This window comes from Alteromonas gracilis, assembly GCF_043642145.1.
GTDB lineage: Bacteria > Pseudomonadota > Gammaproteobacteria > Enterobacterales > Alteromonadaceae > Alteromonas > Alteromonas gracilis_B.
In genome coordinates, this window is the sequence record NZ_JBHZRZ010000009.1 from 130,005 (window position 1) to 154,298 (window position 24,294).

At 45.9% G+C, this 24,294-nt stretch carries 23 protein-coding genes; 16 read left to right on the forward strand and 7 right to left on the reverse strand.

Annotated features, from left to right (window positions below):
• The first annotated feature begins 37 nt into the window (after positions 1-37).
• From mpl to ACHUFN_RS15970, 3 genes are all read left to right on the forward strand, one after another.
• The gene (gene mpl / locus ACHUFN_RS15960) at positions 38-1,396 is read left to right on the forward strand and encodes a UDP-N-acetylmuramate:L-alanyl-gamma-D-glutamyl-meso-diaminopimelate ligase (protein WP_394223432.1); all 1,359 of its coding nucleotides are present in this window, start codon (positions 38-40) and stop codon (positions 1,394-1,396) included.
• Between the two features lie 65 nt (positions 1,397-1,461).
• Entirely contained in the window at positions 1,462-2,094 is a 633-nt protein-coding gene (locus ACHUFN_RS15965; RefSeq protein WP_394223433.1) for a flavin prenyltransferase UbiX, read from the forward strand.
• Positions 2,095-2,096: 2 nt separating this feature from the next.
• Positions 2,097-2,906 (forward strand): S1/P1 nuclease, encoded by an 810-nt coding sequence (locus tag ACHUFN_RS15970; RefSeq protein WP_394223434.1) that lies wholly within the window; start codon positions 2,097-2,099, stop codon positions 2,904-2,906.
• 31 nt (positions 2,907-2,937) lie between these two features.
• On the opposite strand, the gene ACHUFN_RS15975 is transcribed toward ACHUFN_RS15970, so the two are convergent.
• Both ACHUFN_RS15975 and rraA read right to left on the reverse strand, forming a co-directional pair.
• A complete protein-coding gene (locus ACHUFN_RS15975) occupies positions 2,938-4,179 on the reverse strand; it encodes an ABC transporter substrate-binding protein (RefSeq protein ID WP_394223435.1) in 1,242 nt (413 codons plus the stop codon).
• Positions 4,180-4,266: 87 nt separating this feature from the next.
• Positions 4,267-4,752: a ribonuclease E activity regulator RraA gene (rraA, locus tag ACHUFN_RS15980; protein WP_394223436.1), complete on the reverse strand. Its 486-nt coding sequence runs from the start codon at positions 4,750-4,752 to the stop codon at positions 4,267-4,269.
• Between the two features lie 341 nt (positions 4,753-5,093).
• Here rraA and ACHUFN_RS15985 point away from each other — a divergent pair, with 341 nt between their 5' ends.
• The 9 genes from ACHUFN_RS15985 to ACHUFN_RS16025 all read left to right on the forward strand — a co-directional run bounded on the left by ACHUFN_RS15985 (position 5,094) and on the right by ACHUFN_RS16025 (position 13,003).
• Positions 5,094-5,612, forward strand: coding sequence for a phosphatase PAP2 family protein (locus ACHUFN_RS15985; protein ID WP_394223437.1), 519 nt, complete (start codon positions 5,094-5,096; stop codon positions 5,610-5,612).
• 1 nt (position 5,613) lies between these two features.
• Positions 5,614-6,681, forward strand: a complete 1,068-nt coding sequence (locus tag ACHUFN_RS15990) for an MJ1255/VC2487 family glycosyltransferase (RefSeq protein WP_394223439.1) — start codon at positions 5,614-5,616, stop codon at positions 6,679-6,681.
• A gap of 51 nt (positions 6,682-6,732) precedes the next feature.
• Positions 6,733-6,930 carry an LPS translocon maturation chaperone LptM gene (lptM, locus tag ACHUFN_RS15995; protein WP_394223440.1) on the forward strand — a complete coding sequence of 66 codons (198 nt, stop codon included), beginning with the start codon at positions 6,733-6,735 and terminating at the stop codon, positions 6,928-6,930.
• Positions 6,930-8,180, forward strand: a complete 1,251-nt coding sequence (gene lysA, locus ACHUFN_RS16000) for a diaminopimelate decarboxylase (protein ID WP_394223441.1) — start codon at positions 6,930-6,932, stop codon at positions 8,178-8,180. The genes lptM and lysA overlap by 1 nt, the downstream gene beginning before the upstream one ends.
• 35 nt (positions 8,181-8,215) lie before the next feature.
• On the forward strand, positions 8,216-9,046 hold the full coding sequence (dapF, locus tag ACHUFN_RS16005; protein ID WP_394223443.1) for a diaminopimelate epimerase: 831 nt from the start codon (positions 8,216-8,218) through the stop codon (positions 9,044-9,046).
• Positions 9,043-9,738, forward strand: coding sequence for a DUF484 family protein (locus ACHUFN_RS16010; RefSeq protein WP_394223444.1), 696 nt, complete (start codon positions 9,043-9,045; stop codon positions 9,736-9,738). The genes dapF and ACHUFN_RS16010 overlap by 4 nt, the downstream gene beginning before the upstream one ends.
• 5 nt (positions 9,739-9,743) lie before the next feature.
• Positions 9,744-10,661 (forward strand): tyrosine recombinase XerC, encoded by a 918-nt coding sequence (xerC, locus tag ACHUFN_RS16015; RefSeq protein WP_394223445.1) that lies wholly within the window; start codon positions 9,744-9,746, stop codon positions 10,659-10,661.
• Positions 10,662-10,682: 21 nt separating this feature from the next.
• Positions 10,683-11,423: an HAD-IA family hydrolase gene (locus tag ACHUFN_RS16020; RefSeq protein WP_394223447.1), complete on the forward strand. Its 741-nt coding sequence runs from the start codon at positions 10,683-10,685 to the stop codon at positions 11,421-11,423.
• 71 nt (positions 11,424-11,494) lie between these two features.
• Positions 11,495-13,003: a sensor domain-containing diguanylate cyclase gene (locus tag ACHUFN_RS16025; protein WP_394223448.1), complete on the forward strand. Its 1,509-nt coding sequence runs from the start codon at positions 11,495-11,497 to the stop codon at positions 13,001-13,003.
• A gap of 128 nt (positions 13,004-13,131) precedes the next feature.
• On the opposite strand, the gene cysE is transcribed toward ACHUFN_RS16025, so the two are convergent.
• A complete protein-coding gene (gene cysE, locus ACHUFN_RS16030) occupies positions 13,132-13,938 on the reverse strand; it encodes a serine O-acetyltransferase (RefSeq protein WP_394223449.1) in 807 nt (268 codons plus the stop codon).
• A 429-nt stretch (positions 13,939-14,367) separates the two neighbouring features.
• Here cysE and uvrD point away from each other — a divergent pair, with 429 nt between their 5' ends.
• Positions 14,368-16,539, forward strand: coding sequence for a DNA helicase II (gene uvrD / locus ACHUFN_RS16035; RefSeq protein ID WP_394223450.1), 2,172 nt, complete (start codon positions 14,368-14,370; stop codon positions 16,537-16,539).
• A gap of 42 nt (positions 16,540-16,581) precedes the next feature.
• Positions 16,582-17,859, forward strand: coding sequence for a GGDEF domain-containing response regulator (locus tag ACHUFN_RS16040; protein ID WP_394223451.1), 1,278 nt, complete (start codon positions 16,582-16,584; stop codon positions 17,857-17,859).
• Positions 17,860-17,884: 25 nt separating this feature from the next.
• On the opposite strand, the gene rarD is transcribed toward ACHUFN_RS16040, so the two are convergent.
• The 3 genes from rarD to ACHUFN_RS16055 form a co-directional block, all read right to left on the reverse strand.
• A complete protein-coding gene (gene rarD / locus ACHUFN_RS16045) occupies positions 17,885-18,802 on the reverse strand; it encodes an EamA family transporter RarD (RefSeq protein ID WP_394223452.1) in 918 nt (305 codons plus the stop codon).
• Between the two features lie 173 nt (positions 18,803-18,975).
• Entirely contained in the window at positions 18,976-20,313 is a 1,338-nt protein-coding gene (gene mgtE / locus ACHUFN_RS16050; RefSeq protein WP_394223453.1) for a magnesium transporter, read from the reverse strand.
• Positions 20,314-20,401: 88 nt separating this feature from the next.
• On the reverse strand, positions 20,402-20,914 hold the full coding sequence (locus tag ACHUFN_RS16055) for a thioesterase family protein (protein WP_394223454.1): 513 nt from the start codon (positions 20,912-20,914) through the stop codon (positions 20,402-20,404).
• A gap of 322 nt (positions 20,915-21,236) precedes the next feature.
• Here ACHUFN_RS16055 and recQ point away from each other — a divergent pair, with 322 nt between their 5' ends.
• Positions 21,237-23,078 (forward strand): DNA helicase RecQ, encoded by a 1,842-nt coding sequence (gene recQ, locus ACHUFN_RS16060; RefSeq protein WP_394223455.1) that lies wholly within the window; start codon positions 21,237-21,239, stop codon positions 23,076-23,078.
• Between the two features lie 30 nt (positions 23,079-23,108).
• Here recQ and ACHUFN_RS16065 read toward each other — a convergent pair whose 3' ends face one another.
• Entirely contained in the window at positions 23,109-23,777 is a 669-nt protein-coding gene (locus tag ACHUFN_RS16065) for a glutathione S-transferase (RefSeq protein WP_394223456.1), read from the reverse strand.
• A 105-nt stretch (positions 23,778-23,882) separates the two neighbouring features.
• Between ACHUFN_RS16065 and ACHUFN_RS16070 the strand changes: the two genes are divergently transcribed.
• Positions 23,883-24,224, forward strand: coding sequence for a hypothetical protein (locus ACHUFN_RS16070; RefSeq protein WP_394223457.1), 342 nt, complete (start codon positions 23,883-23,885; stop codon positions 24,222-24,224).
• Positions 24,225-24,294: the final 70 nt, after the last annotated feature.

The window sequence follows — 24,294 nt, forward strand, 5'->3', positions numbered from 1 at the left end:
GTACCCCAATAACATGATAATTCATTGAGAATGCGCTATGCATGTACATATTTTAGGCATTTGTGGAAGTTTTATGGGCGGCATTGCCGCTATTGCTAAATCACTCGGCCACAAAGTAACAGGCTCAGATAAAAACGTTTATCCCCCTATGAGTACTCAGCTTGAAGCCTTAGGCATTGAGCTAACCGAAGGCTATTGTGAAAGCCAGTTTGACCCAGCACCCGATATGGTCGTTATTGGCAACGCCATGTCGCGCGGTAACCCTGCCGTTGAATACGTGCTTAACCGCAACCTACCCTACACCAGCGGCCCTCAATGGCTGCTAGATAACCTGTTAAAAGACCGCTGGGTAATTGGTTTGTCAGGTACACATGGAAAAACAACAACCAGCAGCATGGTGGCGTGGATCTTGGAACACGCAGGGCTTAACCCGGGTTATTTAATTGGTGGCGTTCCAGAAAACTTTGGCGTTTCTGCCCGCGTAGGCGAAAGCCCTTTTTTCGTAATAGAAGCCGATGAATACGACAGCGCATTTTTCGACAAGCGCTCTAAGTTCGTCCACTATCGCCCAAAAACATTGATAATCAACAACCTTGAGTTTGATCATGCGGACATATTCGCCGACCTTGCAGCCATTCAAACGCAGTTCCATCATTTAGTTCGCATGGTACCTGAAAACGGACTTATTCTAACGCCAAACAATACGTTAGCTATTGAAGAGATGCTGAAAAAAGGATGCTGGTCTTCTCGTCAATCGCTAGGCAAAGAGTGGCATGCCGAATTACTGAAAAAAGACGGCAGTGAATTCAACGTGATGCATAACGGCGTTATAGCTGGAACGGTGACATGGTCACTGGTTGGCCAGCACAACGTAGACAACGCGTTGATGGCTATCGCTGCCGCCCACCACGCAGGCGTGACCTTGCCAGACGCCATTGAAGCCCTTTCGTTCTTTAAAAACGTTAAGCGTCGAATGGAAGTGAAAGGTGAAGTTAACAACATTACCCTTTATGACGACTTTGCACACCACCCTACTGCAATTGCGACTACACTTGATGGCCTACGCAAAAAAGTAGGTAACGCGCGTATTTTAGCGGTGCTAGAGCCGCGTTCAAACACTATGAAGATGGGCGTACACAAAGATACGCTGGCAAACTCATGGCAAAAAGCCGATGAGGTATATTTGTATGAACCAGAAGGCATGGACTGGTCGCTGGTTGATTCGGTTGCCCATAGCAATGCGCCTACACACTGTTATAGAGATGTAGAGAAGATCGTTCAGAGTGTTTGCAACGTAGCACAACCAGGCGATCATATCTTGGTGATGAGTAACGGCGGTTTCGAAGGTATTCACGGCCGCATTCTCGACGCTTTAAAAATGAAGACCAAATTGTAAAACGAAAATAAGTTATTTTTGATAAACAAGCGTTAGCAACGCTTGTTATCTACTGAGGCAATTCAATGAAACACGACAAGCAAGTTACGCTTGCTATCACGGGCGCATCTGGCGCACCTTATGCGCTAACACTATTGAAATCACTGGTTAATGCAGATTTTCAGGTGTTTGTTTTAATTTCTTCGGCTGCCAAGGTAGTGTTCGCTACCGAAGAAAACGTTAAAATTCCCGGGCGTCCCGACGACGCGGCAGCGTTTTTTACCGAACATTGCAATGCAAAACCCGACCAAATTAAAGTGTTTGGCAAAGAGGAGTGGTTTTCGCCCGTTGCCTCTGGTTCAGCGGCACCGTCGAAAATGGTGGTGTGCCCCTGCTCAACCGGTACCTTGTCTGCCATAAGTATTGGCGCCAGCGACAACCTAATAGAACGAGCGGCTGACGTGGTGCTTAAAGAATGTGGCCAGCTAATTCTAGTGCCGCGAGAGATGCCACTGTCCTCTATCCATCTGGAAAATATGCTAAAACTGTCACAAATGGGTGCTACAATTATGCCTGCAGCGCCAGGCTTTTATCACAACCCGAAGACTATCGATGACTTGGTAGATTTTGTGGTGGCGCGCATACTCGACCACCTAGGTATTGAACAGTCTCTTGTCGCTAGATGGGGCTATCAATCATCGAAGCATTCTGAGGATTAACCATGTTCGCGTTTGCAAACAAGATTTGCGCAGTTGCGCTGAGCTCACTTTTGACATTATGTGTGGCGTCACCCGCGTTTGGATGGGGGCAAACAGGCCATCGCATCACTGGCGCTATTGCCGAGCAGTACTTAAGCCCGCTTTCACAAGCGGCATTAATGGAATTATTGCCGCACGGCTCGCTAGCTGAAGCTTCAACCCACGCAGATGAAATGCGTTCTAACCCTAGCGAATTTTGGCAAAAAACGGCAAGCCCATGGCACTACGTATCGGTACCAGAAGGAAAAACGTATCAAGAAGTAGGTGCTCCTAAACAGGGCGACGCGGTTACGGCCTTGAAGCAATTTACTGAAACATTAAAAAGCGACACTGCCAGTATTGAAGAAAAGCGTTTAGCCCTTCAATTTATTGTGCACATTATTGGCGATCTTCACCAACCACTACACGCGGGTAACGGCACAGACCGTGGCGGTAACGACGTTAAAGTACGCTTTTTCTGGCAAGACTCTAACCTTCATCGCGTGTGGGATTCACAAATGCTTGATCAGCGCAACTTGTCGTATTCAGAGTGGACGCAGTGGCTCACAAAAGCGATTACGGCCAAAGATATTCGCAGCTGGGCAACAACTGACCCAATGGTATGGATTGAAGAGAGTACGGCGATTCGCGACACCATCTACCCTGATGACGCGAACAACATGAGCTACGATTATCTGTACAACCATTTACCAACTGCTAAAAAGCGCTTGCAGATGGCGGGCATTCGCATTGCCATGTATTTGAACATGGTGTTTGAGGAAGCCGCTCAATAGCATATTGTTGAGCTCGATTAGCGTATCTTTGCTAATCGAGCTTGTAAACTTCTAGCCTCAGCGCTTCAAGCCTGTCTGTTGTGCTTGCTACATCAGCCGATTTCATAAAGTCTTTCAATAATGTCATCGCTGATGTTGCGAATTCGTTAGGCACGACCCTATCAAAGTAAGGACTTGTACCTTCAGCAGTATTCAACTGCTTAGTGCCCATATCATTAAAATAATTCGGCACATGCTCACTGCCTTCTAAAGGAGAAAAGCCACCAGCATGCAGATTAAATCGCGATTGCGCCTTGTGTGTTGCCATGAACGTCAAAAAGCGTCGCGCTGCTTTTTGCTTTGGAGAACTCGCTCGAATAAAGAACACATCTAGAGGAGCAAGTTCAATGGTTTCCTGACCGTGATTTAGTTCTGGGAAAGAAAATGTTCTAATTTTAGCCTCTACACTTTCGGGAATACGTGAACTTAAAAAATACCCAATTAACGTAACGCCTGCCAAGCCTCGGTATAAATAAGGCATGGGATCGTACCAATTCATGTTCTCTCCTGTATCCATGAAGTAGCCCTTATCAATTAGAACTTTCCACAGACGAAAAACCTGTATTACTCGCTCGTCTTTGTAAGAAACACGCCCTGATAATAGTTCGTTGTGAAACGACTCGCCATAGAGGCGTAAACTAATAAATTCAAGCCAACTTGTTAATACCCACGGCGCGTCATATCCAATCGCGATGGGAGTAATGCCTTTCTCTTTTAAAGCCTGACACAGAAGAAGAAACTCTTCCCACGTATTTGGTGCAGTGAACCCCAAAGCATCAAATAACTCTGCATTGTAAAAAAATGACCAGGGATAATGCGATACCGGAATGGCAAAGAAGCGACCATCAAGGGAAACTTGAGAGGAGACTGACACCCTAAACGCATCATTGAGTTGATGCGCATGCCAAATGTCACTAATGTCACTTACCCATTCATTGCGAACAAGTTCACGCAACCGCTCGTCGCCATACCAATAAAGCACGTCAGGTCCTTCGCCAGCATTTAGCCACTGAACTACTTGCTGCTTATATTTGTCGGTATGTACACCCACTGCATTAAGAGTAATATCCGGCGCTACTTTGGCAAACTCCTGCTCAATATCAGATATTAAGTAACGTTCGTTAACGTTATCATTTAACCAACCGACAGTAAGAGTCTCTGTTGGCGAAGAGAATGCCGAAAAAGTCAATGACACTGTAAGATATAGAGGGTAACACCCGTAAAATGCTCGCACCAAAAGCTCCTGCTTAAACTGTGTTTGCAGAACTTATCGGGTTTTAAACGCTAGGTGCGCCCTTTAAATTACGCTTTTTTAAGGCACTCAGTCCAGATCGAGGGGTTCCGGAGAGAGAATAACGCCCGTGCTATCCGCGTACAGGTGATCTTCAGGTAAAAATGTAACGCCACCGAAATTAACTGGCACATCTATTTCACCAATACTTTCGCTTTCAGCGTTTACCGGAATTGCGGCAACCGCTAAAACACCGATATCTAATTCAGCAAGATTGTCGACCTCGCGAACACTGCCGTAAATCACAACACCTTCCCAATCGTTATCAATGGCAATTTGTGCAGAGGTGGTATCAAACAATGCGCGACGGCTTGAGCCGCCACCGTCAATAAGCAGAACTTTTCCAGCGCCGGGTTGAGCCAGCACGCGGTCGATAAGACCTCTATCTTCAAAGCATTTGATAGTGGTAATTTCACCACCAAAAGAATACCTGCCACCAAAACTCGCGAAGATAGGATCTACCACGTCTACGCTATCAGCAAACAAGTCGCATAATTCAGATGTGTTGTATTCCATGGTTCTGCCTTACTAAGATTGAGAAGACTAATTGAATGAAAACAAAGCGCTGTCTACGCTTCTAAACCTAGCATAGCATTAAATGTGGCAATGCAAACGCTTGATTTAACGCCTTTCGCCGAATTTTTTGTTTTTACTTGATAAGAGCAAAATTGTGCTTCCTCCTTATCATGTGAGCACATATTTTGCTTAGCTCTTTGTCGTTTTAATCCATTCCTGCCATCTGTTACCAGAATTAGTGAAAACAACAAGCGCTGTCAAAAAAGTTTCTTTTTTTCGTCACCCACTGGTCACAGATTGAATTTAGCCTGTGCAGTAATTAACCGATAGGGGACAAGGCGATGTTGATAAAATCCTTGACCAAGTACGATACTGACTTATTTTATCGCCTGTACAAACTGACGCTAAAAAGAGACTGCCGAAGTATTATTTGGCTGTCGAAAACTGGTGACGGGTACTTATACCTTGTAATCGGCGCGTTGCTTTGGGCTTTTGAGCCTGAGCACGGCGAGCTTTTCCTCTACACAGCGCTGATGGCTTATGCGCTGGAATTGCCTATCTATGTGCTGCTTAAGAAAATGTTCAAGCGCCCTCGCCCTTGCGATTTTCTAATGAATTTAACAGCACATGTCACACCTTCTGATAAGTTTTCACTGCCTTCTGGACATACTGCTGCAGCCACATTAATGGCGTGTATAGTGGCACACTTCTATCCATCTTTTGCGCTACTAGCATACAGCTGGGCAGCACTTATTGGTTTATCGCGCGTGCTATTGGGTGTGCACTACCCTTCAGACGTGATCGCCGGAACGCTTCTAGGCGTTACAATTGCAACATTGAGTATTTCTTTATTGGGGTAGCATGAGATTATTGTATGGTGTGCAAGGCACCGGGAACGGACACATCGCCCGCGCACGCATAATGGCTGCTGCCTTGGCAGAGCGCGACGATATTAGCGTTGACTTTGTTTTTACAGGGCGTGACCCAGAAAAGTATTTCGATATGGAAGTCTTCGGTGAATACCGCACCTTCACAGGTCTGAGTTTTATTACGAAAGGCGGTCGCGTTGACAAATGGACCACAGTGAAAGAAGCAAACGTCTGTCAGTTTCTAAAAGATGTAAAAGCGTTTGATACCAGCGGCTACGACTTACTGGTAAACGATTTTGAACCTGTCACCGCCTGGGCAGCGAAACGGCAAGGTCTTGCATCTATTTCGATTAGCCACCAAGCGGCTTTTGCTTATGATGTTCCGAAAAGTGGCAACACTATTTTCGATGCCTTGTTAATGAAGGTGTTTGCACCAACCGAACTTCAACTGGGTGTGCATTGGTATCACTTCAATCAACCAATTATTCCGCCCTTCGTAGCTGAAAAGCCAGTTATAACCTCGGGTAATGGGCATGTTCTGGTTTACTTGCCATTTGAAGAAGTGGAAGACATTCAACAAATGCTTGAGCCACTAAGCGACCAAGTGTTTGAGTGCTTTCACCCAAACATTGCTGAAGCAAAAGAAGCAGGCCATATTCATTGGCACCCAACGTCTAAAAAGCACTTTCAAAAAGCCTTGCAGCATGCCAACGGAGTTATCGCAAATGGTGGGTTTGAGTTATCCAGTGAAGCGTTGCAATTGGGCAAAAAACTGCTTATTAAGCCGTTGCATGGTCAGTTTGAGCAACTTTCTAATGTGCTTACATTAAACAAATTGGATTTGTGCCAAACACTTTTCCAACTCGACACCGATATTGTGGAAGAATGGTTAGAAGCACCAGAAAACGAAGCTATTGCCTTTCCAGATAACCCCAATGTGCTTATTGATTGGCTTAAAAATAAAGACTTTTCTGACACCCAATCCCTATGCGATGCCCTTTGGAAAAACGTCCGATATGGCGATAAAACGCAAGAACGCTTATTGGCTCTTGCAATTTAACACCGCAATGCGATGATAGCGGCATTTGTCGTATTCTTCGCGGGATTTTTCGTGCTTAAAAAGTCAGTTGTTTTCTTGCTAACACTCACAGCATTATGTGGCTGTGGTTACAAAGGGGCCCTTTACATTCCTGAAGCGCCTGCACAAAACACTTCAGCTGAACCAGCGCCTTCTGATGCATCAGAAACCGATACGTCATCGAGCATCCAAAATGTATCGCCCGCAACTACTTCTGGAGAGCTGAACTAGTGGATCATTTCGCCTACAGCCAGGGCCAACTGCACGCTGAACAAGTACCTGTTGCAGATATTGCAGCCCAACACGGAACACCCGTTTACGTTTATTCACGTGCTACTTTAGAGCGTCATTGGCACGCTTTTGACGATGCCATTGGTGAGCACCCTCACCTTGTATGTTATGCCGTTAAAGCCAATTCAAATATTGGTGTACTTAGCGTACTAGCTAAGTTGGGCTCAGGCTTCGATATCGTTTCAGCTGGCGAACTAGCGCGCGTTATCGAAGCAGGCGGAGATGCTAGCAAAGTGGTTTTTTCAGGCGTAGGTAAGAAGCATGAAGAAATTCGCTATGCCTTAGAACAAGGCATCATGTGCTTTAACGTTGAATCTGAACCAGAGCTTCACCGTATAAACCAAGTAGCGGCCGAGATGGGTGTAAAAGCGCCAATCTCTTTGCGTATAAACCCAGATGTAGATGCCAAAACTCACCCTTACATTTCTACGGGTTTAAAGGCGAATAAATTCGGCATCGCCCGTGAGCGAGCGATTACCACCTATGAATTGGCTGCATCATTACCTAATTTGAACGTGGTTGGCATGGACTGCCACATAGGCTCTCAGCTTACCGTAATAGGCCCGTTTGTTGATGCACTTGAGCGCTTACTACTGCTAATAGATGAATTAGCAGAACGCAACATCATTATAGAACACTTAGATGTAGGTGGCGGCTTAGGCGTAACTTATAACGAAGAGCAGCCACCACACCCGAAAGTTTACGCACAGGCCATGGCAGAAAAAATGGTGGGTCGCGAAAACTTAAAGCTTATTTTAGAGCCAGGTAGAGCAATTGCCGCAAACGCCGGTATTTTGGTAACCGAAGTTGAATTCATCAAAGAAGGTGAAGAGAAAAGCTTTGCAATTGTCGATGCTGCAATGAACGACCTACTGCGCCCCGCGCTTTACTCTGCATGGCAAAAAATTATTCCTGTAAAGGAAGAAAGTACCACTACGCCACGTACCTACGATGTGGTTGGCCCAGTGTGTGAAACGGGCGACTTTATTGGAAAGGATCGTGAGCTTGCCATTGAGCCAACCGACTTACTTGCCGTTAGAAGTGCTGGTGCCTATGGTTTCGTTATGGCGTCAAACTACAACAGCCGCTGTCGCCCAGCCGAAATTATGGTAGACGGAGACAAAGCAATTGTGGTGCGTGAAAGAGAAAAACAAAAAGATCTCTGGCAAGGTGAGTACAAACTTCCGTAAACTAGAGACAAACTAACAAGATAGATGCGCGTTTAATGCAGGTTCAATTTTCCAAAATGCACGGTTTGGGTAACGACTTCATGGTTATTGATAACGTTACTCAAAACGTCTTTTTCTCTAAAGAGAAAATTCAACAACTGGCTAACCGAAACTTCGGCATTGGCTTCGATCAGCTGTTGATGGTAGAACCGCCGTACGACCCTGAACAAGATTTTCATTATCGTATTTTCAACGCCGATGGCTCAGAAGTAGAGCAATGTGGCAATGGCGCACGCTGCTTCGCACGCTTTGTTAAGCAAAAAGGCCTTATTAATCGCAATAAAATTGTAGTAAGCACCAAAGCTGGGAAGATGGTGCTTTATTTAGAAAAAGACGGCCAAGTTACAGTGAACATGGGTAAGCCTGAGTTCGAACCAGCCAACATTCCGCTTAAAGCCAATAAGCAAGAAAACACCTACATATTGCGAGTGGGCGACAGTACCTTATTTATTGGGTCGGCGTCCATGGGCAATCCTCACTGTGTGATGGAAGTTGATGATATAGATACCGCTAACGTAGAAGAAATTGGCCCACTTGTTGAAAAGCACGAACGTTTTCCCGAGGGCGTAAACGTAGGGTTTATGCAGATTATTAATGAATCTCATATAAAGTTGCGCGTATTTGAGCGAGGCTCAGGTGAAACGTTAGCCTGTGGTAGCGGAGCCTGTGCGGCAGTTGCAATTGGCCAGATACAGGGTAAATTAGGTAAAGACGTACGGGTGGACTTACCCGGAGGCAGTTTACGTATACGCTGGCCTGGCCCAGATAACGTGTTAAAAATGACAGGGCCTGCCGAACACGTATATGACGGACATATAAATCTATGAGCGAATTATCAGGGCAATCTAGCGCCACGCAATTGGTTGAGCCATTTAACGACACATCGGAATTGTCGAGTACTGATGTGCGCGCGTTCTTGTTAGACAACCCCGAATTCTTTGCCGAGCATCCGGATCTTCTTGAAAAAATTAAGCTTCCTCATGAACAAAAAGGCAGCGTTTCACTTGTTGAGATTCAAAGTGAACAACTTAGAAAAAAAGTTCGGCACCTCAATTTAAAGCTTAATCAACTAGTCACCATTGCTAAGCAAAACGAAAAGATTTATCGCGTTTACACCGACTTAAACGTGCAGCTTTTGCGTTGCGAAAGTGTTGCTGAAGTACAATTCACCTTAGAAGATGTTCTTCAAGAAAGGTTGCAGCTGTCATCTGCTGTTATCAAGAGTTTTAAAGGCCCGCATGCCATTCCTGAGCTGCAGCAACGACTCTTTACTGAAAAGCGTTTTAAAGATACTAACTTCTTTTTTGGACGCCTATCACAACACGAACGCCAACTGCTTTTCGGTGAAAGCCCTGCGGAATCTGTGGCGCTCATGTTGCTTGGCGATAATCGTGAACTGGGCATATTAGGTATTAGCAGTAGCGACGCCAGCCATTTCACCCCAGACATGGACACCCTACTACTTCAACAGCTTCAGCAAGTGCTTAATATCATCTTGCCTGAAATGATGGGATATTAAGTGCCGTGTCTACGGACGCATTAATAAGCGAACCCTGTCAGCAATGGCTAGATAAGTTTCTGCTTCACCTTCAGGTGGAGCGAGGGTTATCCCTTCATACCATTAAAAATTACCAGCGCCAATTAACCGAAGTCGCCAAACTGTTAGGCCTGTATGAGTGGTCTGGTCTAACTCCAAGCGATATAAAGCGGGTAATGGGTGATGCCAAAATGTCGGGGCACAGCCCACGCAGTATTGCATTACGACTATCAGCACTTAGAACTTTCTGCCAATATCTTATCGATCATCAACAGCTTTTCAGTAACCCTGTAGAAGGTATTCAAGCGCCTAAACAAGGAAAGCCTCTGCCTAAACAGCTAAGTGTTGATGAAATGCAGCAGCTTTTAAATAACTCCCCTGCAAGCAGTGATGATGAAGGTATGCAGCTTAGAGACATAGCCATGTTTGAGCTTTTGTATGGCTGCGGACTGCGTTTAAGCGAGCTCACTGGCCTTAACTTAGCTGACTGTTTGAAAGACGGCACGGTGAAAGTAATGGGTAAAGGCAGTAAGCAGCGCATCCTGCCTTTAGGGAGACAGGCGCAAAAGGCATTAAACGCGTGGCTGAAGGTACGCCCTGCCTATGCGTCGCCTTACGAAAGTGCAGTATTTGTGAGTAAGCGAAAAACCCGCATATCCAACAGGCAGGTAGCAAACCGGCTCGATAAGATGGCAAAAGAGCAGTCTGTGTCACAAAAAGTAAGCCCCCACAAATTGCGCCATTCTTTCGCTACGCACGTATTAGAGTCCAGTGGTGACTTGCGCGCGGTACAAGAGTTATTAGGCCACGCAAATCTATCGACGACACAGGTTTATACGCATCTCGATTTTCAGCATCTTGCCAATGTGTACGATGCCGCACATCCTCGCGCGCACAAAAAATAAGACAAATTAAAAGGTTAAACAATGCAGTTTTTTAGGTCTATCAACAAAGTCGAAGCCATGACATTCGACCTTGATGACACCCTTTACAATAACGAACCTATTATTCGACGTGCCGAACAAGCGCTTCAGTCTTATATAGCAGAGCATCATCACCAGGCAGCTACGTTAACATCACGAGACTGGCTACAGCTTAAACGTGCCGCCATTGCTAAAGACCCTCGCCTTGCGTCCGATATGGGGCAGCTTCGTCGTGTTGTGCTAACTGCAGCCTTATCGGGCACACCTGCGAATAAATTATCTACTGCCCCCACACAAGATGCGACATTACATGCTGCTGTAGACGCTTGTTTCAACCACTTCTACGACGCTAGAAGCGACTTTTCATTAGCAGAAAATGTGCATGACACTCTTGATAAACTAAGCCAACGCATGCCACTTGTAGGTATTACAAACGGCAATGTGAATGCACAAAAGGTGGGGTTAGACCGCTATTTTAAAACCATATTGCACGCCAGTGTAGATCGCCCCATGAAGCCTCATATCAATATGTTTAACGAAGCAGCGTCACTTTTGAAGGTAAAACCTGCCCATATATTGCACGTTGGCGATAACATAATTAAAGATGTTTTAGGCGCAATCAATGCAGGCTACCAGTCAGCGTGGTTCGCGTGCAATCGTCCCATGCAATTGCCACTTGAGCCTGCATCGGTACTTCCTCACGTTCAGCTTGATACGCTAGAAGAGCTTACCCAATTTATTTAATTTTTAGGTGTATAGATTTCGGCCCTCGCCCGTTATACACTGAAAGTTGATGTCGTAGTTTTTGTAGCCTCATGGAAAAGCCAGCTGTCTCGAAGTCAAGGTCGCAACGTGCGTCCACAGTAGATCAGTCAACCTCGAATGTGCATGAACATACCGAGAACGCTGGTTCGTTCTGGCCGTATAAGCCACTGACTGGTTTATATCGCGATGCCTTTCTTATCTTATCTTGGCTAGCAGTGTGGCAAATTGGGCGCATTGTAGAATACACCGAACACGCCAGTGTTTGGTTCCCTGCTGCTGGTTATACGCTTGCATGCTTTTTAGTGCTAGGTTGGCGTGCGTTGGCCCCCGTTATGGTAGCCGCCATAATCATTACTATTTGGAATGGCCATAACTACGCGCTCGCGCTTAGTAACATTGAACTTGCTTGGGGCGGCTTATTATTTGGTGTTGCACACATATTGCCATACTTCGCAGGGGCAAGTGTCGTTGGCCACCTATTAAGAAAGCCCGACGTTTCTATACCTCAACTCATTGTATCGTTTTTGATCGTTGGATGTGTTTCTTCATTAGTTGCCACACAACTGGTAATAGGCTCTCTTGTGCTAAGTAATCAAATGTCAGCGGCTGATATACAAGAAGCTATGCTGCCCTTCTGGATTGGCGATATGGCCGGTGTGGTGGTTCTTGCGCCACTATTTGCGGGCTTCTTAGTGAAAGTATGCACAGATTCAAAAATCGACCTTTTGGCCTTTTCTAACTGCGCCGCGTCAGATTTACCTAGTTACTTTAGAAAGGTAGCGATAAATTTGGCACTGATATTCTTTGTTATGCTTCTCGCCAAGCTCACGCATTCACGTGACAGTGCCTTTGCCATATTTTTTCTTGCCATTACACACATGTGGATAGCATGTACTGAAAGTACAAAACGCAATGTGATAAGTCTTGCAATTAGCAGCCTGTGTATCGTTTTGTTGGTACATCTTTTCGCCTTAATGGACTATGTAAAGGTGTATCAGTTTGCGCTAAACGTTATTGCTGCTAACGCTTTATTTGGCATTGCTATTCCTCAATTACAAGCAGACAACGCTTCGCTAAAAGACCGTGTTTTTGTAGACACCCTCACTAAAGCCTACACGCGAGAATACCTCGTTCAGCGCAGCGCCCTTGAAATAGCGCAGAGCCTCGAAACAGGCAATACGCTCTATTTCGTCATGTTTGATTTAGACAAATTTAAGCGCATCAATGACGAATTGGGTCATGTTGACGGCGACAACGCACTACGGCGCTTAAGCCAAGTTACAAAAGATGCGTTGCGAAAAACCGATGTATTCGCCCGTTTCGGAGGCGATGAGTTTGTGTTGCTGTTGCCAAATATCAGCGAGCAAAACGCCCTCAATTTGGTCAATAGAGTACGGGAGGGTATAAACGCCATCACCATTTCAAACGTGTCTTTGTCATCAAGCTTTGGCGTAACCAAGCTGCAGCAAAACGATTCGCTTGAGACTCTCATTCAACGCGCAGACCATGCGCTGTACGCGTCAAAAGAGAAAGGCGGTAACACCATTACGCTGGAATAAAGGGGTCAGAGTACTTTAATTTTTCGAGAAGCCCGAAGAAGAAATGTACTCTGACCCTAATTTTTGTTCTGACCGGCTGGGGGTATAATGTACTCTTAATAATGTACTCTGACCCCAATTTTTGTGGATTATACGAGTGAGTTATCTTCTAGTACGTTTTGGCGCATTGATTCACAAGGGCTTTGACAAACCGGTCTTCCAACGACTTTTGCTGGAACACCCACCACTGTTACATGAGCAGGCACGCTATTAAGCACAACACTTCCCGCCCCCACTTTTGAACCTTCACCTATTTCGATGTTACCAAGAATCGTGGCGCCTGCACCAATTAGCACGCCCTGGCGAATTTTGGGGTGACGGTCGCCTGACTCGTTACCCGTACCACCGAGCGTTACGCTTTGTAAAATAGATACGTTGTCTTCAACAACGGCAGTTTCACCTACCACGATACCCGTCGCGTGGTCGAACATAACGCCTTTACCAATGCGAGCCGCGGGGTGAATATCAACGCCAAAGCTTGCAGAGTTACGGCTTTGCAAAAATAGAGCTAGCTGATGACGACCGTGAACCCAAAGATAATGGGCCATGCGGTGCACTTGAACAGCGTGAAAGCCTTTGAAGTGAAGTATGGGCGTAAGAAAATCGTTAACTGCCGCATCGCGCGCTTTGATCGCCAAAATATCAGCAATGGCTGCCTCACTAATGCCCGGCTCTAGCAAATACGCTTCGTCGAACACCTCTCGAATCGCAAGGGCTGGCATAACGTCATCGGCCATTTTATTAGAAAGAATAAAGCTTAATGACGATTCAAAATTGTGGTGCGCAAGTACACTGGCATGCACATAGCTAGACAGCAAAGGCTCGTTGTCAGCAACACGTTGCGCTTCTTGTTTAAGCGTCGACCAAAAATCGATAGGCGTAGTAAGTGTGGTCATGAGCCTGCCTCGTAAAAATAGAAAGTCGTGTACTGTTAATAATGCGCACATGCTGAGTAGTAAGTTTTCGCTATAGGCAAAACTCACTACGCGTTTAGGCTTTAACAATTAGAATTAGGTAGAAAGTGTACCTGAGTTTGACGTGATGCAATACCAGTGTGTTACCGCTCAATCGCGTAATTCGATCAATTTATCGAATTAATTCGTTATAGCTAATAACTTGTGCATCTCGTTTTAACACCTTTTCTTATGTTTAGTAGAACGGTGAAGGTGCATTTTTCTTTCAATAAGTCACAGCAACACCAGCAAGATAAAAGCGCGGTTTGCTGACACTCGCACACGTAAAACTGGACTGTATAAATTAACAGGCAGATGGCATAATAGCGCGCTGCGAAATGTATAAAACTATCAACTAACAGGTACCACATTATGGATGTATCTCGACTGCTAGACGAGCTAAACGATAAACAGCGTGAAGCAGTAGCAGCCCCATTATCGAACGCGCTTGTATTAGCAGGTGCAGGTAGTGGTAAAACCCGCGTGCTCGTGCACCGTATAGCGTGGTTAATGGAAGTCGAAAACATCGCCCCTTTTTCAATTTTGGCAGTGACCTTTACCAACAAAGCGGCAAAAGAAATGCGTGGTCGCATTGAGTCTTTGATGGGTCGCAGCCTGCACAATATGTGGATTGGTACCTTCCACGGGCTTGCCCACCGTTTATTGCGCGCGCACCATGCAGAAGCTAATCTGCCCGAAAACTTTCAGATTATCGATTCAGACGACCAGTACCGTTTAATTCGTCGCATTCTTAAAGCAATGAACTTGGATGAAAAGCATTGGGCTCCACGCCAAATTCAATGGTACATCAATGGCAACAAAGACGAGGGTTTGCGCCCTCAGCATATTGAAACCCATGGCGATCATATTCAAAAGACCATGCGCGAAGTGTACGCCGCTTATCAAGACGCGTGTGACCGTTCTGGCTTAGTTGATTTTGCAGAACTGCTTTTACGCGCTCACGAACTATGGGCGAAAAACCCTGAAGTGCTTGCTCACTATCAGCGCCGCTTCCGCGCTGTGTTAGTTGACGAATTCCAAGATACTAACAATATCCAGTATGCTTGGCTTCGTATGTTGTGCAGTGGCGAGAACAACAACATTATGATTGTTGGGGACGACGATCAGTCGATTTACGGCTGGCGCGGCGCAAATGTAGATAACATTCAACACTTTTTGAAAGACTTTAATGAGCCTACCACCATTCGCCTTGAACAAAATTATCGTTCTACTGGCAACATTCTGAAAGCGGCAAACACGGTAATCGACAACAATACTGGCCGTTTAGGTAAAGAGTTGTGGACTGAAGATGCGCAAGGTGAACTCATTTCTGTTTATGCGGGTTTTAATGAGCTAGACGAAGCCCGCTTTATCGTATCGAAAATAAAAGACTGGCTTAACCAAGGCAATGCCCTAAGCGACACAGCAATTCTGTACAGAAACAACGCCCAATCGCGCGTGCTAGAAGAAGCCTTGCTGCACGAAGGGCTAGCCTATCGCATATACGGTGGTTTGCGATTCTTCGAACGACAGGAAATTAAAGATGCACTAGGCTACATGCGCATGGTAAGCCACCCGCACGACGATGCCGCCTTTGAGCGTGTTGTGAATACACCTAGTCGCGGTATTGGCGAAAAAACCCTTTCTCAGGTGCGCGATACTGCGCGAATGCATAACTGTTCAATGTGGCAAGCATGCCAGCTGCTGATTAACGAAGGGGGCTTTAAAGGGCGCGCGCTCAACGCTATGCAAAGCTTTGTTTTGCTAATCACTGAGCTTGAGCAAGCCACATTAGATGAGCCGCTCGACCAGCAAGCCGATAAAGCCATTCGCCAGTCTGGTCTTTATGCTATGTATCAGGCAGAACGCGGCGAAAAAGCCCAAGCACGACTAGAAAACTTAGAAGAATTGGTTACTGCCTGTAAAACCTTTGTCGTTCCTGAAGAAGCCGAAGAAATGACGCCACTTGCCGCATTTTTAGCTCATGCATCGCTTGAGTCTGGCGAGACACAGGCCGATACCGATCAGGATGCGGTTCAAATGATGACCATTCACACCGCAAAAGGCCTTGAGTTTCCGCTGGTCTTTATGGCTGGGGTTGAAGAAGGCATGTTCCCTAGTCAGATGACTAACGACGAGCCAGGTCGAATGGAAGAAGAACGCAGACTTTGCTATGTTGGAATGACGAGAGCGATGCAAAAGTTGTATATCACTTATGCAGAAAGTCGTCGATTATATGGTCAAGACAAGTATCATACTGCTTCGCGCTTTATTCGTGAAATGCCTGCTGACTGCGTTGAAGAAGTTAGGCTGAAATCGACCATTTCACGGCCCGTGCACAACCGCTTTAGCCAAGCGACATCGCATGCAAGTTTTGAAGAAACCGGCTTTAGCCTAGGCGAGCGAGTGGTTCATCGCAAATTCGGTGAAGGGATAGTACTGAACTACGAAGGGAGTGGTGAGCACGGCCGAGTTCAAGTAAACTTCGACGAATTTGGCAGCAAATGGCTAGTACTTGCTTACGCTAAGCTGGAGAAAGCGTAAAATTTATAACAGGCAAGGCAGCCTAAACCTAAGTTGGAATGTATGCAGCAACATGTGCTGATCATCGAAAATGGTGAAGGCAACCTTGAACTTATTGCGAAATTAGTACGTCGTGCGGGCCTTACGTCCGTAGGCGCAACGTCCCTGACAGAAGGGAAAGCACGGTTTTCGCAAAATATTCCCGAAACGTTCTTGTGTGCGATTGTTGCGTACTCATTACCGGATGCCCCAAAAGGTGAAGCAATCGACTTTACGGTAAGGTCTTTCATTCCTACCATTGCAACCACAGAAAGCTTAGACAACGATATTCGCGATAAAATTCTAGAGCGCGATGTCGTCGATTATATTCCGAAAGAAAATTCTCAAAACTACGATTACTTAAACCGCCTTATTAGTCGACTCGAGAAAAACAAGTCTACTGGCGTGGTCGTGGTGAGCACGAATCGTGTACTGCGTTCAAAGACTGTTTCATTGCTGCAGCGCCATAACTTTATTGCTTTTGACAGGCTAACAGCTACCGATGCAATGCATTGCTTGGCTGAGAACAATAACGTACGCCTAGTCATTACCGACAACACGCTACCTGACATGACAGGTACACATTTCGTAGCGAGTTTAAGAAAAGCTTTTTCCAAAGAGCAACTTGCGATTATGGGAATTGCGGGGGGCAAAGGCATGCTGATGTCGGCGCATTTTATTAAAAGTGGTGCCAATGACTTTTTACGCGTGCCTTACTGCCATGAAGAGTTTTTGTGCAGAGTAATGCAGAACGTTGAATACATTGAAAGCGTGGAAGAAATTCGCCGCGTAGCCAATACAGACTATCTAACGGGCCTGCCGAACAGACGTCATTTCTTTTATATGGTCACCGTGCAACACCAAAAGCTTTCAAGGCATCACGCCCTGGCCCTCATCGATTTAGACTTCTTCAAGTCGATAAATGATACCCATGGTCACGATGCCGGCGACACGGTTTTAAAAGCCATGGCAGCGCTCATCGAATTTTATTTTCCAGATGAAATTATTTCTCGGTTTGGCGGCGAAGAATTTTGTATTTATATGCCATCCACACCACTAGATGAAGCGTGTAAACGCTTAGAAGACTTCAGAAAAGTGGTAGAAGCCGAAGTGATTCAGCTTCCTAAAACCGATATCAAAGTAACCTGTAGTATTGGCGTAAGTGGCGCCCACACACAGCTTGTTGATAAGCTATTAAGCTTGGCCGACAAACAGCTTTACGCTGCCAAGAACAGCGGGCGAAACCAAGTGCATTGCGAGCCGCCTCATACGCCTTTTCAAGAGCAAGTATCACTGCTGTAGCGGCCCTTCCCTATGCGTTTGGCCGTTATTGCTCCACGCTTAGTTTCTGTGCTTTGCGCTGACTGCGAAAATTTACCAGTGAATCGGCGCTAAACAAAATGAGTGCCACCCAGACAAACCCAAAGGTAACAAGACGCGATTCTTCAAGCGGCTCGCCATATAAGTACACCGCCAAAATAAACATAAGCGTTGGGCCTATATACTGAAAAAAGCCCAACGTTGAATACATAATGCGTCGCGCAGCCGCGGTAAAACAAAGTAATGGCGCAGTGGTAACAATACCAGCGGCCAAAATAAGCGTATTTAGCGTGGCGTCATTGTTTAACAAGTTGCTGTATTCAGAGCCAAAGAATACCCAATAAGCGATGGCCAACGGTGAGAGCATAAGGGTTTCAATGAAAAGCCCAGGAAGCGAGTCTACTGCGACTTGTTTACGCAACAAACCATACACACTGAAGCTTCCAGCAAGCACTAACGCAATCCAAGGCACATGACCGTAAGAAAATATTAAAATTGCCACGCCAATGACAGCTAGCCCTACAGCAACGCGCTGCATGTTACGTAGTCTTTCGCCCAAGAACAGCCGCCCTAGGAAAACGTTGATCAACGGGTTTATATAATAGCCTAAGCTTGCATCAAGAATATGGTCGTTGTTAATAGCCCATATGAACAAAAGCCAATTCGCGCCCAAAAGCAGCCCGGCAATGAATAAAATCTGCATTACCCGTTTATTGCGAAGTGCGGCCCCTACTTTCGGCCATTGTTTAAATGCAGCAATAAGCCCCACTAACAGTACAACAGACCAAATCACCCTGTGCATGAGTATTTCAGCCGCGGGCAATACCATTAGTTGTTTGAAGTAAACAGGCGCAACGCCCCACATACTGTAGGCAGCAATAGCACAAATAACACCGACTTGGGCGGCACTGGCTGGCTTAGACAAAGCTAGCTCCATAGACATTCAGGGTAAGAAGGCGCGTATTGTTCATCAGGATTGACGAATATACAACCTTTACCACATTCCAATGCGGCAAAGGAAACATGATTAACGATATAGTTATGAAATACGCCACACTGAGCTTTATTATTCAGTGTGGCTAATTAGAAAATACAGCACTAAAGCAGGAACAGCGTACCCAAACCTAAGAAGGCCACAAAGCCAACAATGTCTGTCACCGTAGTTAAAATGACCGAGCCTGATAATGCCGGGTCTATTTTTAATTTGTCTAGAATAACCGGCACAAACACCCCAGCAAGCGCCGCCGCCACAATGTTAAACAGTATGGCTAAACAAATAACTAGGCCTAGCATGGCGTCAGTGAACCAGAAGTAGGCGACAATGCCTATAACCAGCGCCCAAATCACGCCATTAACACCACCCACTTTAAGCTCTTTTACCATTAACGCCCTAAGGTTTGCAGGCGTTACCTGCCCTAGCGCAAGGCCACGCACAATAAGCGTTAAGGTTTGGCTGCCCGCAATACCACCCATACTTGCAACCACTGGCATTAATACCGCAAGCGCGACAACTTGTTGCAGCGTACCTTCAAATAACCCGATAAACCATGACGCGAGAAACGCGGTGAGCAGGTTAATGCCCAACCACAAGGCACGATTTTTAGCGCTTTTTGCAACAGGCGAGAATAAATCCTCGTCCTCATCCATACCGGCCGAGGCCATCACTTGGCGTTCATAGAATTCATTGACCAACTCACTTGCTGACGTCACATCTAAACGCCCCAGTAGCTTATTATTTTCATCAACCACGGGCAATGACGCCAACCCCGAACGCTGAACAAGAAGTGAGGCATTCATTGTATCGTCAGCCCCTTGAATGGTCGTGACATTTTCTTCTGAAAGGTCAAACAGTGACACATGATCTTGCGCGGTAAAAAGATGACTAATTTTGACTAACGCGGAAAACTGTCCAGAACGGTTCACTAAGAAAATGCTGTCGCAATGCTGGGGAATATCACGCCTTAACAAGCGTAACCCTTCGCGCACTTTAGCGTTTGAAGGTAACACTAATTGCTCGTGATTAACCCAGTGCCCTATTTGATTGTCGGGAAATTGCGTGGCTTCTCTGAAGTACTTCCGCTCTTTAGAATCAAGAGATTCATAGGCCATATCCACCAAACGTTTTGGTAATGAGTCAAGAAGCTCAAGTAAATCTTCAGCGTCAATGTCTGCAAAGATTGACGTCCACTCATTATGGGGCGTGTTATCGATAAGTATTTCACGGGGGTCGCTACGCATTTCAACAAGCACGTCGAGTTTGCGGTCGCGAGGAATGCCTTCCCAAACAGCCAAACGTTTTTCGACGGGCAGAGATTCTAGCAATGAGGCAATATACACCTCATCTTGACCCGCTAAGGTGGCCAACAAGGTTGCAGGATCGTCACCCATACTGTCGGTAACAATCTCTTCAATTAAATCTGGTAATGGCTCAGCCATGCTACACCTCCCGTAAATACCACACACATCATTTGCACAACGCAAACATTGGCGTTAAGGGACAATGCAAAGCTCATCACAAAGATAACTACCCCAGCATGTAAGTACCTGTGCCAAAGGCAATATGATCGCCTTTTTCGTTGTGCAATTCCATTCTGCATACCACCAGCTTACTGCCCTTGCGTATAATTGACGCGGTAGCAATAAAGCGTTCTCCCCTACCCGGCCTTAAGTAGTCAACACGCATATCGACAGTGCCCATGGTAGGCAATCTAACTTGGAGGTCCGCCAGGTGTTCAGTCGCGGTCTGTTTAATGGTTTCTACAATTGAAACTAAACCACCGATGGTGTCTAGCATAGTCGCTGTTACACCGCCGTGTAGAATTTTTTGCATTGGATTGCCAGTAAGTGAGGGTTGCCAATCAAGATGCAGAGAAATCTGCGCATTCAGACCTTCACCTTCAGTGATAAATTCCAAGCCCAGCAACTGGTTAAACGGCATAGTATCACGAAAAAGTGCAATGACATGATTGATCATAACGTCGTGGTCTAACTTTCTTTTGCTCTTAATGTTGTCATTATCGGAAATATGCTTGTCCATTCACTGTCCTTGAAAAAGTTAACCGTCAGCTGCGTAGGCAAATCTCCCACACACCCTCAGTTTGTCTATCGTTTTGGTTCATAACCTTACTATTGAACACAAGCCTTACGAAATTCTTCCAACCAATGTTAGTAAATTAAGGGAGGTTATAAATAGGACGGTTTTAAACGTGCCCACCGCTTTTAAGCCGTGCTATGGCTGACGAAATAACGTTCAGCAAAATAATCTAAGTGACTGACAAGCAAAACTATCGCTGAATTTTAGTCTAGTTTTTTAAATTGCCCCGTGAAGCCATCGCCAAAAACGCGTAAAATCCTGCGCCATGACAACTGCAATAGCTCCATCAGAATTAGCGCCAGAAGTGCAACGGGTTAAAACACCAGAAAGCATTTTAAAAGATGTATTTGGTTACGACGCCTTTCGCGACGGTCAAGGCGAAGTGATTCACCGCGTGTGTGAAGGTAAAGACGCACTTGTTCTTTTGCCTACAGGTGGTGGTAAATCGCTGTGCTACCAAATTCCTGCGCTAGTACGAAGCGGCACCGCTATTGTTGTGTCGCCGCTTATCTCATTGATGCAAGACCAAGTTGAGCAACTTAAGGCGCTTGGGGTGAAGGCTGCCTATCTGAACTCAACGCTAGAAGCCGATGAACAGACACGCATTAACGATGCATTGCAAGCGGGGAAACTCGACTTGCTTTACGTGTCGCCCGAGCGTTTGATGCAGTATTACTTTCAGCAATCTCTTGCCCATGCCGACATTGCCTTATTTGCGATTGACGAAGCCCACTGTGTTTCCCACTGGGGGCACGACTTCAGGCAAGATTACCGTGCACTGGGCCAGATTAAGTCGCGCTTTCCCAGCATTCCAGTTATTGGGCTAACCGCTACGGCAGACTCAGCCACGCAGGCGGATATTTTGACCCAGCTAAACCTTCACGAGCCACTAGTTTATAAAGGCAGCTTTGACAGACCGAATATTCGCTACCGCGTTATGAGTAAGTACAAAGCGTTTGATCAGGTGGTCGCCTACGTAAAACAGCAAGAAGGTAGCGGTATTATTTACTGTAACAGCCGCGCGAAAGTCGATGACTTGCACGCGAAGCTTTTCAGGCAAGGATTTCGCTGCGCGGCTTATCACGCGGGTTTGGATAACGACGAACGAGAATTCGTACAGCGCCAGTTTCTTAACGACAAAATAGACATTGTCGTTGCCACCGTTGCCTTTGGTATGGGCATTAACAAATCGAACGTGCGCTATGTGGTACACCATGACGTGCCGCGCAGTGTAGAGAGTTATTATCAGGAAACCGGGCGCGCAGGTCGAGACGGTCTAGAGTCTGAAGCATTATTATTGTTCGATGAAAAAGACGCAGCCCGCGTAAAACAGTGGATAGAGCAAGGCGAAATTGCCGAGCGCAACCAAATAGAGTTGCAAAAATTCGCGGCCATGGAGGCCTTCTCAGAAGCACAAACCTGCCGCCGACAAGTGTTGCTCAACTACTTCTCGCAATTCAGTGACAGCGCCTGTGGTAACTGCGATATCTGTCTTGACCCGCCAAAAATGATAGACGGTTTAGTGATTGCGCAAAAAGTACTGTCGTGTGTGCTGCGACTTTCACAACAAGCGTCTAGCCAATATGTTATTGATGTGCTGCGAGGCAAACAATTAAGACGCCTTCAAGAAGCAGGACACCACCAACTTTCTACCTACGGCATAGGAAAAGATAAATCGGATAGTTATTGGCACAATATTATCAACCAGCTTGTACACAAAGGGCTTATTAGGGTTGATATTACCGCTCACGCCGCCTTAAGGCTAACCGAAGCCGCGCGCCCCGTTTTAAAAGGCGAAGTTGCCGTACAGCTAGCGGTACCGCGACTTGAATTTAAACCAGACAAGAAAAAGGCTAAACACGCGCCTGCCAACTACGACCGAACTTTGTTCACTCGCCTTAAACACCTGCGTAAAGTACTGGCTGAAGAGAATGAAGTGCCGCCATATGTGGTGTTCAGTGATGCCACCTTGGTTGATATGGCGTGCAAGCTTCCCACAACGCGCAACACCTTATTAGATGTAAGCGGTGTAGGCCAAACCAAACTTGAACGTTATGGCGAGGCCTTTATTCAGTTAATCGACGACTATATCAATCGAGATCACTAAGCCGAATTAACCCTAGGTGCAAAATGTTCGCTAGGCGTAAGCGTACTCACCGCCTTTTTCTAACGCCGCTTTATAAGCGTCTCTTGCATGCACGCGCTTAACAAAGCCTTGAATGGCAGTAAAATCTTTAGCGCGACCGCTGGCAACCAAAGACTCTAGTGGAAATATCATTTGTACATCGGCACCGCTAGGCCCATCACCAGCAAACCATGTATTTTTTGCTAGATAAGATTCTACATAGCGTAAGCTTTGTGCCAAGTTAGGACCGTAGTAAGCATCTAATATTCCATCGACCAACTTATCTGTAATGGGTTTGATAAAGAAAGGCTTAGATCCTTTTTGACGCGCCTTTTCAAGCACCAAGTTAGCCACCAATGGGGGCATCAATGATCCTTCAGCAAAATGTAGCCAAAACCAATACTGCTGAAGCGCCTCCGGGTCTTGCGGTACTGAGAACGCGTCGCTTGCGTGATGACGAACAAGATATTCAACAATAGCGCCAGATTCAGCAATAGCGCCATGAGGAGTAGTGAGTATGGGAGAGCGACCTAAAGGATGAACTGCGCGAAGTGAGTCGGGCGCTAAGTTTGTTTTACTGTCTCGTTGGTAGAATTCTATGTTGTACTCTACGCCCAGCTCTTCAAGAAGCCAAAGAATTCGCTGAGAGCGAGAGTTATTTAAATGATGTAGTGTTAGCATACCCCGTCCTATATACGCCTAGATTAACGCTATTGTTTTTGTGTTGTAGTATATACACTTTTTAAACCAAGCGGGTTTACAAAAACCTGTAAAATAATGAGTTATATGCAGCCTTTTACCATCAGAGATATTCAACAACACGCCGTGGTTAACGAGCAAAGCGTTGAAATTCGCCTTGCCCTGCCGGCAACGCCGTTAAAAACTCAGCAGTGGGTGCAACATTTTTGTGCGCTATTTGGTTTCTCGCTGTCTGAGACGGATTGGGGAGCAGACCGCTTTCAAGCCATCGTAACCTCACAATCACAGGATGCATCGCAACCTTGCAATACCCATTTTCAATGCATGCTATGTATAGAATGGCTTTGCGAAGCTATTTGGCTTGAGCCCGTAGGAACACAGCAATCGCCAAACACGGTTTATCAATACCTTCAGAACGCAAGGCAATAGTCTTACCTTCTTCTTTCTGTTTGGCTTTTGGTACTTACTAGTATTATTCTATGGAAAACACATAATTAGC

What these genes read in the sequence shown, in the direction of transcription:
- mpl (WP_394223432.1), top strand. Translation starts at nt 38, where the DNA reads ATGCATGTACATATTTTAGGCATTTGTGGAAGTTTTATGGGCGGCATT.
- ACHUFN_RS15965 (WP_394223433.1), top strand. Translation starts at nt 1,462, where the DNA reads ATGAAACACGACAAGCAAGTTACGCTTGCTATCACGGGCGCATCTGGC.
- ACHUFN_RS15970 (WP_394223434.1), top strand. Translation starts at nt 2,097, where the DNA reads ATGTTCGCGTTTGCAAACAAGATTTGCGCAGTTGCGCTGAGCTCACTT.
- rraA (WP_394223436.1), bottom strand. Translation starts at nt 4,752, where the DNA reads ATGGAATACAACACATCTGAATTATGCGACTTGTTTGCTGATAGCGTA.
- ACHUFN_RS15985 (WP_394223437.1), top strand. Translation starts at nt 5,094, where the DNA reads ATGTTGATAAAATCCTTGACCAAGTACGATACTGACTTATTTTATCGC.
- ACHUFN_RS15990 (WP_394223439.1), top strand. Translation starts at nt 5,614, where the DNA reads ATGAGATTATTGTATGGTGTGCAAGGCACCGGGAACGGACACATCGCC.
- dapF (WP_394223443.1), top strand. Translation starts at nt 8,216, where the DNA reads ATGCAGGTTCAATTTTCCAAAATGCACGGTTTGGGTAACGACTTCATG.
- ACHUFN_RS16010 (WP_394223444.1), top strand. Translation starts at nt 9,043, where the DNA reads ATGAGCGAATTATCAGGGCAATCTAGCGCCACGCAATTGGTTGAGCCA.
- ACHUFN_RS16020 (WP_394223447.1), top strand. Translation starts at nt 10,683, where the DNA reads ATGCAGTTTTTTAGGTCTATCAACAAAGTCGAAGCCATGACATTCGAC.
- ACHUFN_RS16025 (WP_394223448.1), top strand. Translation starts at nt 11,495, where the DNA reads ATGGAAAAGCCAGCTGTCTCGAAGTCAAGGTCGCAACGTGCGTCCACA.
- cysE (WP_394223449.1), bottom strand. Translation starts at nt 13,938, where the DNA reads ATGACCACACTTACTACGCCTATCGATTTTTGGTCGACGCTTAAACAA.
- uvrD (WP_394223450.1), top strand. Translation starts at nt 14,368, where the DNA reads ATGGATGTATCTCGACTGCTAGACGAGCTAAACGATAAACAGCGTGAA.
- ACHUFN_RS16040 (WP_394223451.1), top strand. Translation starts at nt 16,582, where the DNA reads ATGCAGCAACATGTGCTGATCATCGAAAATGGTGAAGGCAACCTTGAA.
- mgtE (WP_394223453.1), bottom strand. Translation starts at nt 20,313, where the DNA reads ATGGCTGAGCCATTACCAGATTTAATTGAAGAGATTGTTACCGACAGT.
- ACHUFN_RS16055 (WP_394223454.1), bottom strand. Translation starts at nt 20,914, where the DNA reads ATGGACAAGCATATTTCCGATAATGACAACATTAAGAGCAAAAGAAAG.
- recQ (WP_394223455.1), top strand. Translation starts at nt 21,237, where the DNA reads ATGACAACTGCAATAGCTCCATCAGAATTAGCGCCAGAAGTGCAACGG.
- ACHUFN_RS16065 (WP_394223456.1), bottom strand. Translation starts at nt 23,777, where the DNA reads ATGCTAACACTACATCATTTAAATAACTCTCGCTCTCAGCGAATTCTT.
- ACHUFN_RS16070 (WP_394223457.1), top strand. Translation starts at nt 23,883, where the DNA reads ATGCAGCCTTTTACCATCAGAGATATTCAACAACACGCCGTGGTTAAC.